This is a genomic window from Lederbergia wuyishanensis, assembly GCF_022900255.1.
GTDB classification, from domain to species: Bacteria; Bacillota; Bacilli; order Bacillales; family Bacillaceae_C; genus Lederbergia; species Lederbergia wuyishanensis.
This window is the reverse complement of the sequence record NZ_JALIRM010000001.1, coordinates 267,779-285,150: the sequence shown is the minus strand read 5'-3', so window position 1 is coordinate 285,150 and position 17,372 is coordinate 267,779. Positions and strand designations below refer to the sequence as shown.

18 protein-coding genes are annotated in these 17,372 nt (G+C 35.5%); 3 read left to right on the top strand and 15 right to left on the bottom strand.

Annotated features, from left to right (window positions below; genetic code table 11):
- Positions 1 to 46 precede the first annotated feature (46 nt).
- From MT489_RS01490 to MT489_RS01465, 6 genes are all read right to left on the bottom strand, one after another.
- Positions 47 to 289, bottom strand: a complete 243-nt coding sequence (locus tag MT489_RS01490) for a hypothetical protein (RefSeq protein WP_244679737.1) — start codon at positions 287 to 289, stop codon at positions 47 to 49.
- 142 nt (positions 290 to 431) lie between these two features.
- Entirely contained in the window at positions 432 to 1,841 is a 1,410-nt protein-coding gene (lpdA, locus tag MT489_RS01485; protein WP_244679736.1) for a dihydrolipoyl dehydrogenase, read from the bottom strand.
- Positions 1,842 to 1,845: 4 nt separating this feature from the next.
- On the bottom strand, positions 1,846 to 3,189 hold the full coding sequence (locus tag MT489_RS01480; RefSeq protein WP_244679735.1) for a dihydrolipoamide acetyltransferase family protein: 1,344 nt from the start codon (positions 3,187 to 3,189) through the stop codon (positions 1,846 to 1,848).
- Positions 3,190 to 3,219: 30 nt separating this feature from the next.
- Positions 3,220 to 4,197 carry an alpha-ketoacid dehydrogenase subunit beta gene (locus tag MT489_RS01475; RefSeq protein WP_244679734.1) on the bottom strand — a complete coding sequence of 326 codons (978 nt, stop codon included), beginning with the start codon at positions 4,195 to 4,197 and terminating at the stop codon, positions 3,220 to 3,222.
- 3 nt (positions 4,198 to 4,200) lie between these two features.
- Positions 4,201 to 5,316, bottom strand: a complete 1,116-nt coding sequence (gene pdhA, locus MT489_RS01470) for a pyruvate dehydrogenase (acetyl-transferring) E1 component subunit alpha (RefSeq protein WP_244679733.1) — start codon at positions 5,314 to 5,316, stop codon at positions 4,201 to 4,203.
- 463 nt (positions 5,317 to 5,779) lie between these two features.
- Positions 5,780 to 6,427, bottom strand: a complete 648-nt coding sequence (locus tag MT489_RS01465) for a YkyA family protein (RefSeq protein WP_244679732.1) — start codon at positions 6,425 to 6,427, stop codon at positions 5,780 to 5,782.
- Between the two features lie 142 nt (positions 6,428 to 6,569).
- Between MT489_RS01465 and def the strand changes: the two genes are divergently transcribed.
- Positions 6,570 to 7,124, top strand: a complete 555-nt coding sequence (gene def, locus MT489_RS01460; protein WP_244679731.1) for a peptide deformylase — start codon at positions 6,570 to 6,572, stop codon at positions 7,122 to 7,124.
- 151 nt (positions 7,125 to 7,275) lie between these two features.
- Here the strand turns inward: def and MT489_RS01455 are convergent, their stop codons facing one another.
- Entirely contained in the window at positions 7,276 to 8,070 is a 795-nt protein-coding gene (locus MT489_RS01455; protein WP_244679730.1) for a Cof-type HAD-IIB family hydrolase, read from the bottom strand.
- Positions 8,071 to 8,417: 347 nt separating this feature from the next.
- Between MT489_RS01455 and MT489_RS01450 the strand changes: the two genes are divergently transcribed.
- Both MT489_RS01450 and rnjA read left to right on the top strand, forming a co-directional pair.
- Positions 8,418 to 8,636 (top strand): DNA-dependent RNA polymerase subunit epsilon, encoded by a 219-nt coding sequence (locus MT489_RS01450; protein ID WP_244679729.1) that lies wholly within the window; start codon positions 8,418 to 8,420, stop codon positions 8,634 to 8,636.
- Positions 8,633 to 10,300: a ribonuclease J1 gene (gene rnjA / locus MT489_RS01445; protein WP_244679728.1), complete on the top strand. Its 1,668-nt coding sequence runs from the start codon at positions 8,633 to 8,635 to the stop codon at positions 10,298 to 10,300. The genes MT489_RS01450 and rnjA overlap by 4 nt, the downstream gene beginning before the upstream one ends.
- A 125-nt stretch (positions 10,301 to 10,425) precedes the next feature.
- Here rnjA and MT489_RS01440 read toward each other — a convergent pair whose 3' ends face one another.
- The 8 genes from MT489_RS01440 to MT489_RS01405 form a co-directional block, all read right to left on the bottom strand.
- The gene (locus tag MT489_RS01440; protein ID WP_244679727.1) at positions 10,426 to 11,085 is read right to left on the bottom strand and encodes a potassium channel family protein; all 660 of its coding nucleotides are present in this window, start codon (positions 11,083 to 11,085) and stop codon (positions 10,426 to 10,428) included.
- 32 nt (positions 11,086 to 11,117) lie between these two features.
- Entirely contained in the window at positions 11,118 to 11,753 is a 636-nt protein-coding gene (locus MT489_RS01435; protein ID WP_244679726.1) for a response regulator transcription factor, read from the bottom strand.
- Positions 11,746 to 12,795, bottom strand: coding sequence for a sensor histidine kinase (locus MT489_RS01430; RefSeq protein WP_244679725.1), 1,050 nt, complete (start codon positions 12,793 to 12,795; stop codon positions 11,746 to 11,748). Before MT489_RS01430 ends, MT489_RS01435 begins: the two co-directional genes overlap by 8 nt.
- Positions 12,792 to 13,505, bottom strand: a complete 714-nt coding sequence (gene liaF / locus MT489_RS01425) for a cell wall-active antibiotics response protein LiaF (protein ID WP_244679724.1) — start codon at positions 13,503 to 13,505, stop codon at positions 12,792 to 12,794. The genes MT489_RS01430 and liaF overlap by 4 nt, the downstream gene beginning before the upstream one ends.
- A gap of 78 nt (positions 13,506 to 13,583) precedes the next feature.
- A complete protein-coding gene (locus MT489_RS01420) occupies positions 13,584 to 14,246 on the bottom strand; it encodes a PspA/IM30 family protein (RefSeq protein WP_244679723.1) in 663 nt (220 codons plus the stop codon).
- A 96-nt stretch (positions 14,247 to 14,342) separates the two neighbouring features.
- Positions 14,343 to 14,696 carry a lmo0954 family membrane protein gene (locus MT489_RS01415; protein WP_244679722.1) on the bottom strand — a complete coding sequence of 118 codons (354 nt, stop codon included), beginning with the start codon at positions 14,694 to 14,696 and terminating at the stop codon, positions 14,343 to 14,345.
- Between the two features lie 417 nt (positions 14,697 to 15,113).
- Positions 15,114 to 15,971, bottom strand: a complete 858-nt coding sequence (locus MT489_RS01410; RefSeq protein WP_244679721.1) for a CvfB family protein — start codon at positions 15,969 to 15,971, stop codon at positions 15,114 to 15,116.
- Between the two features lie 92 nt (positions 15,972 to 16,063).
- Positions 16,064 to 17,215, bottom strand: a complete 1,152-nt coding sequence (locus MT489_RS01405) for an MFS transporter (protein ID WP_244679720.1) — start codon at positions 17,213 to 17,215, stop codon at positions 16,064 to 16,066.
- Positions 17,216 to 17,372 lie beyond the last annotated feature (157 nt).

Genomic DNA, 17,372 nt, shown 5'->3' with positions numbered 1-17,372 from the left:
GCGTTAAAGTAGGATTATAGAGTTTCATTTTTATAGTTTACATAAATTAAATAAATAATTGAAGCATAGTGTGTAGCAACCCATAGGCAAATAAGCTTGTTAAAGTAACAATAAAAGTTTCTTTATTAGAGTTAACTATTTTTCTAGCAATTATAATAGCAAGATAACTAAAGACAATAAATAAAATGACTTTTGATAATAGATGATCTTTTCCTGAAAGCCACTCTGCAAGAGTAAAACCGCTCCAAATCATTAATTGCAGTAGAAGAGCTACATATTTCTTTACCATCTGTGAATCACCGTCATTTCAATCGTTTTTGCACGAATCCTTAGGCTAATATAATTTTATGCAAAGACATAACTGAAAATGAAAGGCCGTCCCTTTTCTGAAAGTAAATAACACTTCAGTTGAGACAGCCTTTTTGACAAAATTATTTTACGATATGAATTGGTGTTCCTAACGCTACTTCTGCAGCTTCCATTGTAATTTCACCTAACGTTGGATGCGCATGGATTGTCATAGCGATATCTTCGGCTGTCATGCCTGCTTCAATGGCAAGCCCAAGCTCAGAAATCATATCTGATGCACTCGGACCAGCGATTTGTGCTCCAATGACTAAGCCATCATCCTTACGAGTAATTAGTTTTACAAACCCGTCAGTATTATTTAATGCTAAAGCACGTCCATTAGCAGCAAACGGGAATTTTGCAGCTGTAATGTCTAGGCCTTCATCTTTCGCTTGTGCTTCTGTATATCCAACAGTAGCAAGCTCTGGCTCAGAGAATACAACAGCAGGAATACCTAAGTAATCAACTTCGGATGGATGGCCGGAAATTGCTTCAGCAGCAATTTTTCCTTCATAAGATGCTTTATGTGCCAATGGCGGACCAGGAACAATATCACCAATTGCAAAAATATTGTTTACACTAGTTCTGCATTGTTTATCAACTTCAATAACTCCACGATCAGTCATTTTAATACCGACTTGCTCAAGTCCAAGCTCATCCGTGTTTGGTTTACGGCCAACTGTTACAAGAACATAATCAGCTTCAATTGTTTTTTCTTCACCTTTAGCATCAAAAGTAACTTTAACGCCATTTTCTGTTTCTTCAACGCCTTTAGCCATTGCCTTAGTAACAATTTCCACATTTTTCTTCTTCAAGTTACGTTTTACTAGTGCAGTCATTTGCTTTTCAAAGCCACTTAAAATATCGTCTGCACCTTCAAGAATCGTTACTTCAGAACCAAGGTTTGCATAAGCTGTACCTAATTCTGTACCGACATATCCCCCGCCAATAACAATTAACTTATTAGGGATTTCTTCCAGACTCAATGCACCTGTTGAATCAATAACACGTTTGGAATATTTAAAGCTTGGCAATTCAATAGGACGAGACCCAGTAGCAATAATAGCATTTTTAAATGTATATGTTTGGGCGGAATTTTCATCCATCACTCGAATATTGTGATCGTCGACAAAGTATGCCTCACCACGAACTATTTCAACTTTATTCCCTTTTAGAAGGCCTTCTACACCACTTGTTAATTTTTTTACAACGCCAGCTTTCCATTCTTGAACTTTTGTGAAATCAACTGTTACATTTTCAGCTTTTATTCCCATATCATCTGAATGTAGAGCTGACTCATATCGATGTGATGCTGCGATTAGTGCTTTAGAAGGAATGCATCCAACATTCAAGCACACTCCGCCTAAGCTGCCTTTTTCTACAATAGTTACTTTCTGTCCGAGTTGTGCAGCACGAATTGCCGCTACATAACCTCCTGGACCAGCTCCGATGACGATTGTATCAGTTTCAATTGGGAAATCTCCTACTACCATTGTTTTACGCCTCCATTAATAAAAGTTCAGGGTCGTTAAGCAGTCGTTTAATTTGGTTAAGAGCATTTTGTGCAGTTGCTCCGTCCACAATTCTATGGTCAAAACTTAATGATAAGGCTAATACTGGAGCTGCAACAATTTCACCATTGCGAACTATTGGTTTCTCTGCAATGCGACCAATTCCTAAGATAGCTACTTCAGGATGATTGATAACAGGTGTAAACCATTGTCCACCAGCAGATCCAATATTTGTGATTGTACATGTAGCACCTTTCATTTCATTAGGTGCAAGCTTTCCACTACGTGCTTTATCAGCAAGTTCATTGATTTCTTTTGAAATCGCAAATACAGATTTTGTATCAGCACGTTTTACTACAGGTACTAATAAGCCTTTATCTGTATCTGCAGCAATACCAATATTGTAATAGTGCTTGTGAATAATCTCATCAGTCGCATCATCAATTGATGTATTAAGTGCAGGGAATTCACGTAATGCACTAACAAGAGCTTTTACAACATATGGCAAGAACGTTAGTTTGATATTTTTTTCTGCAGCTACATCTTTAAATTTCTTACGATGTGCAACAAGTTTTTCTACGTCTACTTCATCCATAAGAGTAACATGTGGTGCTGTATGCTTTGAATTTACCATTGCTTTCGCAATTGCTTTACGGATTCCACTCATTTTCTCACGAGTTTCAGGATATTCTCCCTCAGGAATTACCGGCGCAGCAGCAGCAGCAGCTTTTGTTTCTTCTTTTGCTGGTGCAGTTGTTTCGACTGTCTCAGTTGTTGATGGACCATTTAAGAATGCATCAATATCCTCTTTCATTACTCGGTCATTTTTCCCGGATCCTGATACTAGGCGAATGTCTACACCTTTTTCACGAGCATATTTTCTTACAGATGGCATTGCAATTACACGGCGATTAGGATCAGCCTCTGCTTCAGGCTGTGCACCAGCACCTGTTGGCTCAGATTTTACCTCTTGAGCTTCTTCAGCTTTAACTTCCTCTTTTTTAATTTCTTGTCCAGATTCTGCTGTCGATTGGACATTCGCTTCTGTTTTTTCTTCTCCGTGATCACCTTTAAATTGGAGATCTTCATATCCAGGCGCGTCAAATTTTATCAATACGTCTCCAACTGTAGCAGTTTGGCCTTCTTCAACGAGAATTTCTTCAACTGTTCCAGCTACTGGAGACGGAATTTCAACAACAGCCTTGTCATTTTGCACTTCGCATAGTACATCATCTTCGGCTACTTTGTCACCGGGTTTTACAAACCATTTTACTATATCGCCTTCATGGATACCTTCACCGATATCTGGCATTTTAAATTGAAATGACAATTGTATTCCCCTCCTGTAAGATAAGCGTGATTAGAATAGTAATACTTTTTTAGCAGTTTCGATAATATCTTTATGGTTAGGCAGCCATACCGGTTCTGCTTGAGAGAAAGGATACACTGTATCTGGTGCAGCAACTCGTAGAACAGGTGCTTCTAGACTTAATATTGCGCGATCACTAATCTCTGCAACTATATTTGCAGCAATACCAGCTTGTTTTTGAGCTTCTTGAACAACGATTGCACGATTTGTTTTTTCAACGGATGCAAGGATTGTTTCTAAATCGATTGGGCTAACTGTACGAAGATCAATTACTTCAACTGAGTGACCTTCTTTTTCAAGTTCCTCAGCAGCTTTTAATGAATCATGAACCATCGCACCATAAGTAATAATTGTTAAATCAGTTCCTTCTCGTTTCACATCTGCTTTTCCTAGAGGAATTGTATATTCCTCTTCAGGAACTTCTTGACGGAAAGAACGGTATAATTTCATATGTTCAAGGAAAATGACTGGGTCATTATCTCTAATTGCCGAAATTAATAATCCTTTTGCATCGTATGGTGTAGAAGGAATTACTACTTTTAAACCTGGTTGCTGAGCCATTAAGCCTTCAAGACTATCAGCGTGCATTTCAGGTGTATGTACTCCTCCTCCAAATGGTGAACGGATTGTAATTGGTGCATGGAATGTTCCGCCTGTACGGTATCTCCAACGCGCCATTTGACCGCTCACGGAATCCATCACTTCATATAAAAATCCAAAAAACTGTATCTCCGGAACTGGGCGGAAGCCTTGTGTCGTTAACCCAATAGCCAAACCACCGATTCCTGATTCAGCAAGTGGTGTATCAAAGACTCGGTCTTCTCCAAACTCTTTTTGGAGACCTTCTGTAGCACGGAAAACCCCTCCGTTAACCCCGACGTCTTCTCCAAACACTAGTACATTTTCATCGTTGCGCAATTCAGTGCGAAGCGCATCCGTGATAGCTTGAATCATAGTCATTTGCGCCATGGCTTACTTCGACTCCTTCTCTTTATATATTTCATACTGTTCTTGTAGATTGTTAGGAAGCTCTTCATACATGTTAGAAATCAAATCAGTAACTTTTTGTTTCGGAGTATCATCCGCTTTTTTAATCGCTACTTTAATATCTTCTTTCGCTTGTTCAATTACTTCGTTTTCAATTTCTTCGTTCCAAATTCCTTTATTAACCAAGAAATTACGGAATCTTACTAGTGGATCCTTTTTCTCCCATTCACTATCTGTATCTGAAGTACGATAACGTGTAGGATCGTCCCCAGCCATAGTATGAGGACCATAGCGATAACACATTGTTTCGATTAATGTTGGACCGCCGCCATTAATCGCTCTCTCGCGTGCTTCTTTTACAACAGCGTACACAGCAAGTGGATCCATTCCATCAACTAGTACTCCTGGAATACCTGCGGAAACTGCCTTTTGAGCAATTGTTGTAGCTGCAGTTTGTTTGTCACGCGGAGTCGAAATAGCAAATTGGTTATTTTGCACAATAAAGATTGCTGGAGCACCATATGCGCCTGCAAAGTTGATTCCTTCGTAAAAGTCTCCTTGAGACGAACCACCATCACCTGTATATGTAACGGCAACTGATTTTTTTCCGCGCTTTTTCATTCCAAGAGCAACACCTGCAGCTTGAACATATTGAGCGCCAATAATGATTTGCGGTGGGATAACATTAACACCTTCAGGAATTTGATTTCCAACAAAATGTCCACGAGAGAAAAGGAACGCTTTGTATAGTGGAAGTCCATGCCAAATAATTTGAGGTACATCTCTATATCCAGGTAAAATAAAATCTTCTTTTTCAAGTGCGAAATGTGATGCAAGCTGTGATGCTTCCTGACCTGCAGTAGGAGCATAGAAACCAAGGCGACCTTGACGGTTCAATGAAATACTACGCTGATCCAAAATTCTTGTATAAACCATACGACGCATTAATTCCGTAAGTTGTTCATCAGATATATCTGGAACAAGCTCATCATTCACGATCTCTCCTTTTTCATTCAAGATCTGAACCATTTCAAATTGACTTTCAATATTTTCGAGTGTTTTAACAGCATCGAATTGTGTCTTCTTTGTTTTAGAAGCCATTGAAGCCACCTATCCTTTCTAAACATATTATTTGATAACGGACATAATAAAATTGCCCTGCTTTGCTTATTTCAGCGGGAGATTATTCATGTACCGGACTTCATACTAGTATAGGTTTTCCACATTTCTCATCAAGAAAAACAGAAAAACTTTCCCAACTTGAAAAATGAACTGTACTAATCTATTACAAAAAAAAATTAATACAAAGTTTTTCCACATTTAGAGTACATGAAAACAGTTTATTCGTCAATGAAATAAGTTTGAGAGACGTAATACCATTATTTACAAACGTTAACTGTACTATTAAATATCTTTATTCTGTTTTATAAAAAAAGAAATTCTGTCTTGCCTGTTATACATTAGACAGTTTGAATATAACTGCCAATCTACACTGCAGAAAATCAAATTTTGTCATGAAAATCACACAAAAAAAAGAAACGGAAAACCGCCTCCATTTTTACGTTCATTTTGTTTCTATTTTTAGTCCAGAATCCTCATAAAATTTTAACTTTGCCTTGTTAAATTTTTCTGTTTGCTCATTAAAATGTTGGTTTGCTTCAAATACATTCTCGTATGCTTTATTAGATGCTTCAATTTGAGCCTCTAAATCCTCAAGCTTTAGATCTTCATTCTTAATTATTTCGTAAATCTTCCTGTCTTCTTGCAATCCGTTCAAATAGGCTGAATACAATTTATCATACGATTCATAACGTTTATTCATTAATTCCTGTAATTCATTTGCTTGATTCTTTAATTTTTCATCTTTAATTTTTTTAAACTCTTCCGTTGCAAGATGAAATTCCTTTTTCGATTCTTCTATTGAATTTTTTTCTTTTTTCAAATGCTCTTCTCTTTGATCTAAATTAGCTATTGCATTATCAGCTAATTTAGAAATCTGATCGAACTCTTTCATGCCCAATTCCATAATTTGATCAAAGATTTCTTTTTCACTAGTTTCCAGTTTCTTAAGGGGTTCTTGTTGATTTTCAAAATCTGCTTCCTTAGCAGCAGTTGCTTCCAGTGCTTTATAAATATTATCTCCACTGGAGGTACACGCTGTCAAAACAACCGCTATTAATACAACAAAAATGATTGTATGTATTTTTCTCATCCAAATCCTCCTAACTGTTTCCACCCTAACTATACTGGGATATCGTCTATTTGACAATAATGCAAATAATAAAATAAGATAAAATTAATAGTTGTTTTTTTGCTACACATATACATTACTTGCTTAAACAGGAGTGAAAAAAATGATTTTAATGAAAGATATTATCCGTGAAGGCAACCCAACGTTAAGAGAGGTTGCGAAAGAAATCCAATTGCCCCCAACAAAAGAAGATATAGACATTTTAAATAAAATGCAAGAATTTTTAGAAAATAGTCAAGATCCTCAAATCAGCGAAAAATATGGTTTAAGAGGCGGAGTTGGTCTTGCTGCTCCACAAATTAATATCCTAAAAAGAATGTTCGCAGTTCGACTCGAAGATGACAACGGTAAAAAGTATCAATATTCATTGATAAACCCAAAAATAATTAGCCACTCTGTAGAGAAATCTTATTTGACAACTGGTGAAGGTTGCTTGTCAGTGGATCGAACTGTTCCTGGCTACGTATTAAGACATGCTCGTATAACAATTAAAGGATACGATATTAAAGGAAATGAGATTAAATTGCGTTTAAAAGGTCTTCCAGCCATAGTCTTCCAACATGAGCTTGATCATTTAAACGGTATTATGTTTTATGATCATATCGATACAAATAATCCATTTTTCGTTCCCGAAGGCGCTATACCGATAGAAAGGTAAAAGTTAAGCTGTCATACATTACATGGCAGCTTTACTTTTTTTAAGAAGAGCATAGTTTGTATCTAAAATAAATAGTCACTAAAGTTTGTAATTATTCGGCCTTAAGTTACACGTTTTTCAATGAGTTCAAAACTTTTTTGACATACCGGCATTATTTTATTAATTCAAAATCTTCCTCTAATAAACCAACTTTAATTAATCCTTTTACAATTCCATTGTCATCAACATTCGATGTAATTAGATCTGCATGCATTTTTACAGCTTCATGAGCATTTCCCATCGCAATCCCTGTTCCGACTGTTTGCAACATTTCAATATCATTTAAGCCGTCTCCAAATGCGTATACATTTTCCATTTCAAATCCTAATCGCTCAATAAGTTTTTTTATTCCTTCTGCCTTTGATCCACCTTTTGGGACAACGTCTAATGATTCCTCATGCCATCTAATAAAAGTAAGATTATCCTCAAATTCTGTTAGATATGAATCTTCACCTTCTTTAGCAAAAAGAAGAGCTTGATAAATTTCCGTTTTCTCATAAAAACTTGGATCGAATTCAGGATGGACCATTTGAAGCGTTCCAAGGCTTTCTTTAACTCGCTGATCAAATTCCACGTTCGATTTTAATGTTGATTCATTTAAAAATACTAAATGGTGGTTATTTAATTCCGCTGTATCAATTAATTTTTTTAATTTCCTTGTGTCTAAAGGGTTCGTGTATACAACCTCGTTCCCAAAAACAACATATTGACCATTAAAACTAACGAATGACTCCATGTTTAATTCTTCGAGCAAGTTTGTAACCATAAAAGGTGCTCTACCAGTCGCAATAGCTGTATAAATACCATTCTGCTGCAATCTCTTAATAGCCTCTTTAGTAGATGCAGGTAGATTTTTTTCATCATCAAGCAAAGTACCATCAATATCAAAGAAAACTATTTTTTTCATGACATTTCTCCTCTGAAATCTTCTATTTCACGTATCTTATGATAGAGAACGTATAGAAAGCATATAATAAAAAAATAAAATATGCACAAATTTACATCTTCTATTTGCAAGTTGCTTTTACTTTCAGCGAGTATCGGTTAAAATAGAATTTAAGGAGTGATCCACAATGTTTAAGAAGCTGCGAGAAAAGCTTTTAAAACGGTGGAAAGATTTACTAAGAAAAAAAACAATTGCTTAATGAACAATTAAGGTCCCTCTGTTTTTTTCGGAGGGCTTATTCTTTATTATATTAATTTGTTTATAAAACAATATTAAAAATTAGATAACGGAGTTAAGGAGAGATTTTAATGATTTACAAAGTTTATTACCAAGATAGTAAATTGGAAATGCCTGTAAGAGAAAAAACAAATTCAATGTATTTTGAAGCAGAAAATGAACGTGCAGTACGTAAAATGTTGAAAGACCAACAGATAAATATAGAATATGTTCAATTGTTGGAAGGCGCTTATCTTGAATACGAGAAGCAAAGTGAGGATTTTAAACTACAGGAGAACTTGTCAATATGAAATTTGTAAAAAATGACCAAACTGCAGTTTTTGCTCTTGGTGGACTAGGTGAAATTGGAAAAAATACTTATGCTGTTCAATTTCAAGATGAAATAATTTTAATTGATGCCGGAATTAAATTTCCAGAAGATGAATTACTTGGGATAGATTATGTTATACCTGATTACACTTATATCGTAAAAAACATTGACAAAGTAAAGGGCTTATTCGTAACTCATGGCCATGAAGATCATATTGGCGGTATTCCCTACCTACTTCGTCAAGTAAATATCCCAATTTATGCAGGGAAATTGGCTATTGGACTAATCAAAAACAAATTAGAAGAGCACGGTCTTTTGAGACAAACGAAGTTTTTTGAAATAAAGGAAGACGATGTTATTAAATTTAGAAAAACATCCGTTACGTTTTTCCGCACAACTCACAGCATTCCAGATTCATATGGAATTGTTGTAAAGACACCACCCGGAAATATCGTTCATACTGGTGATTTTAAGTTTGATTTTACACCTGTTGGAGAGCCAGCCAACTTAACGAAAATGGCCGAAATTGGTAAAGAAGGTGTTCTGTGTCTTTTATCAGATAGTACGAATGCGGAAGTTCCACATTTTACTATGTCTGAAAGAAGAGTTGGAGATAGCATCCAAGATATTTTCCGTAAAGTAGACGGTCGCATCATTTTCGCTACTTTCGCGTCAAATATTCACCGACTTCAACAAGTTACAGACGCGGCGGTTGCTACCGGAAGAAAAATCGCTGTTTTTGGACGTAGTATGGATGCAGCAATTGAAATCGGGCAAGAACTCGGATATATTCGCGCACCTAAAGATACGTTTATTTCGACACAGCAATTGAATCGACTACCAGCTAATAAAGTGACCATACTTTGTACAGGCAGTCAAGGAGAACCTATGGCTGCATTATCCAGAATTGCGAATGGAACTCATAGACAGATCCAAATCCAACCTGGAGATACAGTAGTCTTTTCTTCATCCCCTATTCCAGGGAATACGATTAGTGTTAATCGCACAATAAACTTATTGTATCGTGCAGGCGCTGATGTTATTGCCGGATCATTAAATGATATTCATACGTCTGGCCATGGTGGACAGCAGGAGCAAAAATTAATGATTCGATTAATGAAGCCTAAATTTTTTATGCCGATTCACGGTGAGTTTCGTATGCAAAAAACTCATGCGCAATTAGCAATAGATTGCGACGTTCCTGAAGAAAACTGTTTTATTATGGATAACGGAGATGTTCTTGCCTTAACTGATAAAACTGCAGAAATTGCTGGGAAAATACCATCCGGTTCTGTTTACATTGATGGAAGTGGAATCGGGGATATCGGAAATATAGTATTACGTGACAGGCGAATTCTTTCTGAAGAAGGTCTAGTCATTGTCGTCGTGTCAATTGATATGGAAAATCATACAATTGCTGCTGGACCAGACATTATTTCTCGTGGATTTGTCTATATGCGAGAATCTGGGGATTTAATAAATGAAGCTCAAAGAATGATAAGTAAGCATTTAAATAAAATTATGGAACGCAAAACAACCCAATGGTCAGAGATTAAAAACGAAATCAATGACACATTAACTCCATTCTTATACGAAAAAACAAAGCGTAAGCCGATGATTCTTCCTATAATTATGGAAGTATAATTCTTTAATTAATGTTTGACAATTTGTGTGGTATGTTGATTTCCACTCCAATTAACATACAATGTATGCAAATTCTAAATAAAAATGGTGAATGGACCGTGGTACAAATTCCACGGTCCATTCCTTTATTCCATTACTTTCTTTTCAAATCTGTTAATATCACTGTCTGCACCAATTACAATTAGGATATCATCCTTTTTGAGAGGATCATCAGCTTGAGGTGAAACTATAATCTCGGGTCCTCTTTTAATTGCTACAATATTCAAACCGTATTTTGCTCGTACATCGAGTTCCATCAATGATTTACCTGCAAGTAGATCATTTACCTTTATTTCTACAATACTGTATTCATCCGATAGTTCTAAATAATCCAAAATATTATTAGAAACGATATAATGAGCAATACGCCTTCCCATATCTCTTTCAGGATGCACAACGTAATCTGCTCCTATTTTCAAAAGCACTTTTTCATGATAATCATTTTGTGCTTTAACTGTGATATGATTAACGCCTATTTCCTTTAACATGAGAGTAGTTAATATGCTTGACTGGATATCCTCCCCAATCGCGACTATCACGTGGTCAAAGTTGCGTATTCCGAGGCTTTTTAATATATTTTCATCTGTTGTATCTGCAATAACTGCATGTGTAGCAATTGAAGCAAATTCATTGACGCGGTCCTCATTTTTATCCATCGCCAAAACTTCCATTCCTTGCTCTGCAAGTTCCCTGCAAATACTTCCGCCAAATCGTCCAAGTCCAATAACTGCAAATTGTTTTTTCAACGTAATTCCTCCGTATTGTCACTTCGTGATCGTTAATTATTTACAAGTTGATTTTTAAATGCATAAATCGCTGCTTGAGTGCGATCCTGTATTTCGAGTTTACTTAATATATTGCTTACATGTGTTTTAACTGTCTTTAACCCAATAAATAATTCCTCGGCAATTTCTTGATTGGTTTTACCTTCTGCAATTAGCAATAGTATTTCATATTCACGATTTGTTAAATTTTCATGGAGGAGCGGCTTATTTCTTTCTTTCATTCTCGCCATCATCTTTCCTGTTACTTCTGGTTCAAGAACAGATTGCCCTTTATAAGTCGCCCTTACAGCATCCGCAATTTCGCTGGCAGTCGATGTTTTTAATATGTAACTTGTTGCTCCAGCTTCTAATGCAGGATAGACTTTTTCATCATCCAAAAAGCTTGTGACAATAATTATTTTTGCCTGTGGCCATTCCTTTATTATGGCTTTAGTTGCTTCAATCCCGTCCATCTGATCCATTACTAAATCCATTAGAATGATATCTGGGCGTAAGGCTAAGGCCATTTCAAAACCCTTTGCACCGTTATCAGCCTCACCTATTACTTCTATATCCATTTGAACAGAAAGATATGCCGAGACACCAATACGGACCATTTCATGATCGTCCACAAGAAGTACCTTAATCATTCTCCTCATCCTTTATAAAATAAATTGGTACTTTCACTTCAATATTTGATCCTTTACTTAAAATACTTATCATCTTTACACTACCACCAATTTCCGAGGCTCTTTCTTTAATATTTGCTAATCCATATGAGCCCGATTTGGCATTCTCTACATCAAATCCTCTACCATTATCCATTACTTTTAAAAAAATCATTTGGTCAATTTGTTTTAAGTTTACTTCCAAGCGGCTTGCCTTTGCATGTCGTAAAGTATTTGAAACGGCTTCTTGTACAATCCGGAATAAATGATCTTCCACTCCTTTATCTAATTTAACATCTTGAATATTCCAAATAACCTCTAAAGGTAATTTAGAAGTTAATTCAGAAAGAAGCTCTTCTATTCCGGATTTCAAGCTTTTCCCTTCAAGTTGAACAGGTCGAAGATGAAGAAGCAATGCTCTCATTTCATTTTGCGCTTCATTTATGATGCCTTCCACCAATTTTCGTTGTTTTACAGCTGTTTCACTCGCAGGATCTGGGTTTTGATTGATTGCCGACATAAGCATTGTTGCAGCGAATAATTGTTGACTTACAGAATCGTGTAGTTCACGGGCAAGTCGGTTTCGCTCCTTCGTTAATACTTCTTCTTTTAATTGATTATTCCATTCTACTTTTTCGTTTGCCAATTTTTGCTGTATAATTGCTTGTTCTTTAAGACGTCGTGATATTCCTTCTATTCTATGCCAGATTATTAAAAAATCATCATTTTGCTTTCTTTTTTCATTCTTAAGGTCGTAATTTCCTTGCTCTATTTCTAATAAACTAGCGGCCACTTCATCACTTTTTTGACGAACTGAATATCCAACAATCCAACCAGTTACTGCCCCGAAAATAATACAAATAAGTAATATAAATATACCATTTGGTAACAAAAAAGCACTTTCTTTAAGCAATCCAGTATACCAGTCTGCATCTATCCACAGAAAGAGGGCCAACCCAACAAACAAAGATGTGATAAAGGTTGCTGAAGCAAAGTAAATAGAGAATGTGATTTGGATTCTCATATTCTCCTCACCTCAACATTTCCAATCATTACATTTGTGATAATCTTTATCGTTCGTATTGCTTGTTCATTACTATCAGGGTGATAAATTATATTAGAATTAAATATTTCTGTTTCCTCATTAAAAACTTTTAATTTCCCACTGATTCCAGAGTGATTCACAACGACGGAAGCATCAAAAGGAACGAGCAATTGAACATTTCCAATTAAACTCCTAATTACTACTGTACTCTCACCAGGTGGAAGCATGGTCATCCCCAAATCAACAACTGTATCCCCAAGTCCACATTGAATATTAATATCATCCCATTCAAAAACTTCATTAACCTTTTTTTGACTTCCTATAAAAAAGTTCTTTATAAAAGGTTGCTTTTTCTTTACAGAAGATTTTGGTTCCGGTTCAACTGTTTGGACAACAATTTTATGGGATTGCTTTTTAGTTTTTGAGTACTCTATTAAAGCATATATAACTGCAACAAAAATAAAAAATTTAAGAAAGGCTGATGAAAGAATTGGAATTGCAATTAAAAACAAACCAATGATTAATCGAACATTACTTTTTTTACGAGCGTTTCTCGCAGTATATAAGAGAAAACAACCAATAACTAGAGGGATAAAAAGCCGCCAATTAAAAAGAATTTCAATTCCCATTCCAATTGCGGTAATTAACATAAACCAGCCGATTAGACTCGTTTTGCTCATATTTTTCATTTTACTCCCCCTCCTCCTTTCCAACAAACACAATAAGCGGAAAGAAAGGCGATATTGAACGCCTTTCTTAAACTGTAGTTATTGTACCACGTTTTCTTGTACATGGTTTTGTTTTTCTGTATTATTAATTTCTTTTGCAAGCTTTTGAATCTTAGCGTCGAAAATAGTAATTTCATATTCGTCATCAAAGTTCGATTCTTTTTGTTTCATTTCGGATGCTACTGTTTCAAAATTTTCAGCAGCATGACCAAATTCTGATTCACTTAATAATTTATTCATTTTCTCTTTCATTGAAAGGACGTTTTCTTTACCCATTAACTCTAATCTTTTGATGTGCATATCCTTTACTTTTAATTTCATTTCTTCATATTTTTGCTCTAATTCAGACAATTGCTCAATTGCTGTTTCATAAGCTTGTTGAAGACGATCAGCTTGTTGTTCAGCTTGTGCTTGATACAGAAGAGCAGTCTCAGCCAAACTATGCTCACCGGCTTGAATCGCTAAATCTCTTTGTTCTTTGCGTTTGTTTGCAAGTGTAGTTGCTTGCTTCCATTCTTTATAAAACTCATTTTTTAACAATCTTTGTCTTTCAACTAATTTACTTGCCTTTTCTACTTCCTTCTCACTATCGCGAACATATTTGTTTAATAATGCAATTGGATTTTGTTTCACTTTTACTTCCGCAACACCTTGAAAATCCTCAATAATAGATTGTTTCATTTTTTCGAAGAAATTTGTCATTTTATGTCCCTCACTTTTATAATTTTCATTCTGTTTGCAGGGCCTCATTCGGCCCTTTTTCTTTAGCTCTCGCTCTTCTATTTTCCTGAAAAGCTATTATTTTTGATGTTTTAATCTTTCCCACTCACGTTCAAAACCTGCGAATGGATCTTCACTTTTAGCAACTGTCGGAGCTTCTTTTTTTCTGTCCCAATTTTTATATCCAGTGTAAAGGATATACACAGCAGCAATACCTGCTAGTGCTGGTAGACTTCCCAGTAATCCTGAAAAACCGATCAACCCGATCAAAGCCCAAATTATCTTACCTACTGTTGAACTTGTTGCCATAAATTGCTTATAAGAAAAATAAACAATAAATAGGCTGATAGCCATCCCCACAATATGACCGATGCTTGATAAAGCGATAATCGCCAAAATTACTGCAGCTGTAATAAGTAAAAACTTTTTCATTACTTTTTCCTCCTTCCGTTCTCTATGACTTAACTTTAATGGAAAGTAAAAGAATCATTAACCAGCTAGAGCTTGATTTTTTTCTCCGTCTAGAGGCGGATTTATTTAATATTTTTTATAGAAACGTTGATTTCTGCCGCATTTACTTAAATTCATCAGGTCTCACGCGAGGATCCAAAGCTGAAGCGATTGTATAATTCCATTCCTAGCTTGTAGAAACTTAGCCTTTCACTCTCCCATGATTATTCCAACATCTTTAAGTACACATGCATTCTTCCACTGCTCCATCCTATAGGTCAATACATCTTAGGCGAGACACCTTGCTGGAGACTCACGCAATTTGTATCAATAAATTTACTACATTAATAAAAATGAACTTTTAAAAAAAAACAAAAAATAGGATGCACTATTTGCACCCTACTTTTCTTGATCCTTTATATGCGTCCAACCGTCCTCTTGGACAATTTTATTTTCCTTCATTAGCTTTCCAAGAGCTTTTTTAAAAGAGCCTTTACTCATATTGAATCGCCTTTTAATATCTTCAGGGAGACTTTTATCCCAATAAGGCATTGATCCTCCACGCCCCTGTAAATACTCATAGATTATACTTGCATCATCATTTATTAGTTCATGTGTTCTAGGCAATAAAGAAATGTTAATTGTCCCATCTTCTTTTACATCGATAATCCGACCTTCTACTTCTTGACCGAGACGAGGTTCTTCCTTTCTTTCACTTTCATGTATAAAACCCATATATCCTTCTTCAGTAATAATAAATGAGCCTGCAAGGAGAAGTCTGTACACCGTTCCCTTCACATTTTTATTAAAAACTTGTGGTTCAGCTGGAATAGCTAAGGATCTCATGACTTCTTCAGTACCAAGCTTTCCGTATAAACGATTTTTATTGTCAACTTTTAATGAACAGTATAGCTTATCTCCGATTGTTGGCCATAAAGAAAATATCGCAGGTAAATCATCCATTGACACAAGAATATCTTTTTTCAATCCGATGTTTACGAAAACGCCTAAGTTTTTTTTAACTTCTACAACCTCAACCCAATCATAATGATCAATTTGTACAGTCGGTATTGTTAATGATGCAGAAAGTCTTCCTTCGTGGTCTTGATATAAAAATACTTCAAGTTCCTGTTCAATCTCAATTTCATCTGTTGCTTCCGTACGATGCAACAACACATCTTCCTCGCCATCAGTTAAAAAAAATCCAAATGGCACTTCTCTAGCGACTCTGAGCGTCACTACTGTTCCGGCTTTCACTATTTAATCCCTGCTTTCAGTAATTCCTATGTTAATAGGACAAATTATACCATTTAATATAAAGAAAACAAAAATTTCATTTCCTCTTGTGTTTATGCGAACTGTTTTTCATTATTGGTTTTCCTTTCTTTTAAAAACAGAGCTATGACAATGAAAGTACCAATTAATGCTGAAAAAGAACCCATCCTATAAATAAAGCCGCCACCGAAATGTTCCATAAAGTATCCGCCAGCCAAACTCCCAATAATTGGAGCAAGACCATTGAACGTCGCAAAGTATGCGGTTTGACCAGTCGCAATCATCTCTCTTGGGATAATAGAAGCTATATATTGAAGTGATGCAACCATAAAAATAGCAAACGTCACACTATGCATTGCTTGTGAAGAAATAATTAATATTGGCTCGGAAAGAAGGCTATATAAAAACCACCTAAGGGTATAAAAACATCCTGCTATACTAACGAGAACTAAAAGAGGAATCCTTCTCATTAAAATATACATAATCCCTACCACAGGCGCCTCGCTTAAAGCAGAGAAAGTCCATGCTAATCCGATCAATCCTTCATTTGCTCCCAACGATTTTAAATACAATGCTAACATTCCATCGTTCATCCTATGAGGAATCGCAATAAATAAAACGGCAATTAAGAAAATAAAAAACTGAGGATTACGAAATGCTTTTTTAAAACCTTCCTTTGTAACTGGTTTTCTAGGAGCCTTTGAATCTGATAGTTTTAAAGCAATTAAAAAAACACCAACTATAATAATCGTATATATAATCCATAAGTATTGAATACCGATTTTCCCAATAATAAACCCGATAATAAATGATGCAGTCGCGAAACCGATGGATCCCCATACACGTATAGATCCGTAGCTGATTCCATTTTCTTTAGCAAAAGTAGTTGTTAAACTATCAAGTAACGGTTGAATTGGTGACATAAAAAAATGAAATACAAGCATACAAATGACTAAAAGCAACATCGTGGGACTAAAAAAGATAGCCAATCCGATAATTAAAGTTGCTACTAATAAAAGAATGATTATTTTTTTAACCGTTTGCTTTTTATCCGAAATGATTCCCCAAAGCGGTTGAGAAAATATCGCTACAACTGGACCAACTGCCAGAACAATCCCGATTTCTCCAGGGCTAAGACCTTTATAACGGAATAACAATGGAAAAAAAGCATTTATAATCGACATCGCCCAATAAAAGAAAAAGTTAAACATTGATAATTGAAACATTCAAGTTCCCCCAAGAAGTAAACGACTTTTTAGTTTTAATCTAACACGATACTCTAACTCTAAAATAATTAGGTTATGATATTTATAACTCTATGATAGAATTATATTATATAATCTTCAGAAATTTTATGTAAATGCTCAAATTAACTGAGAAAGG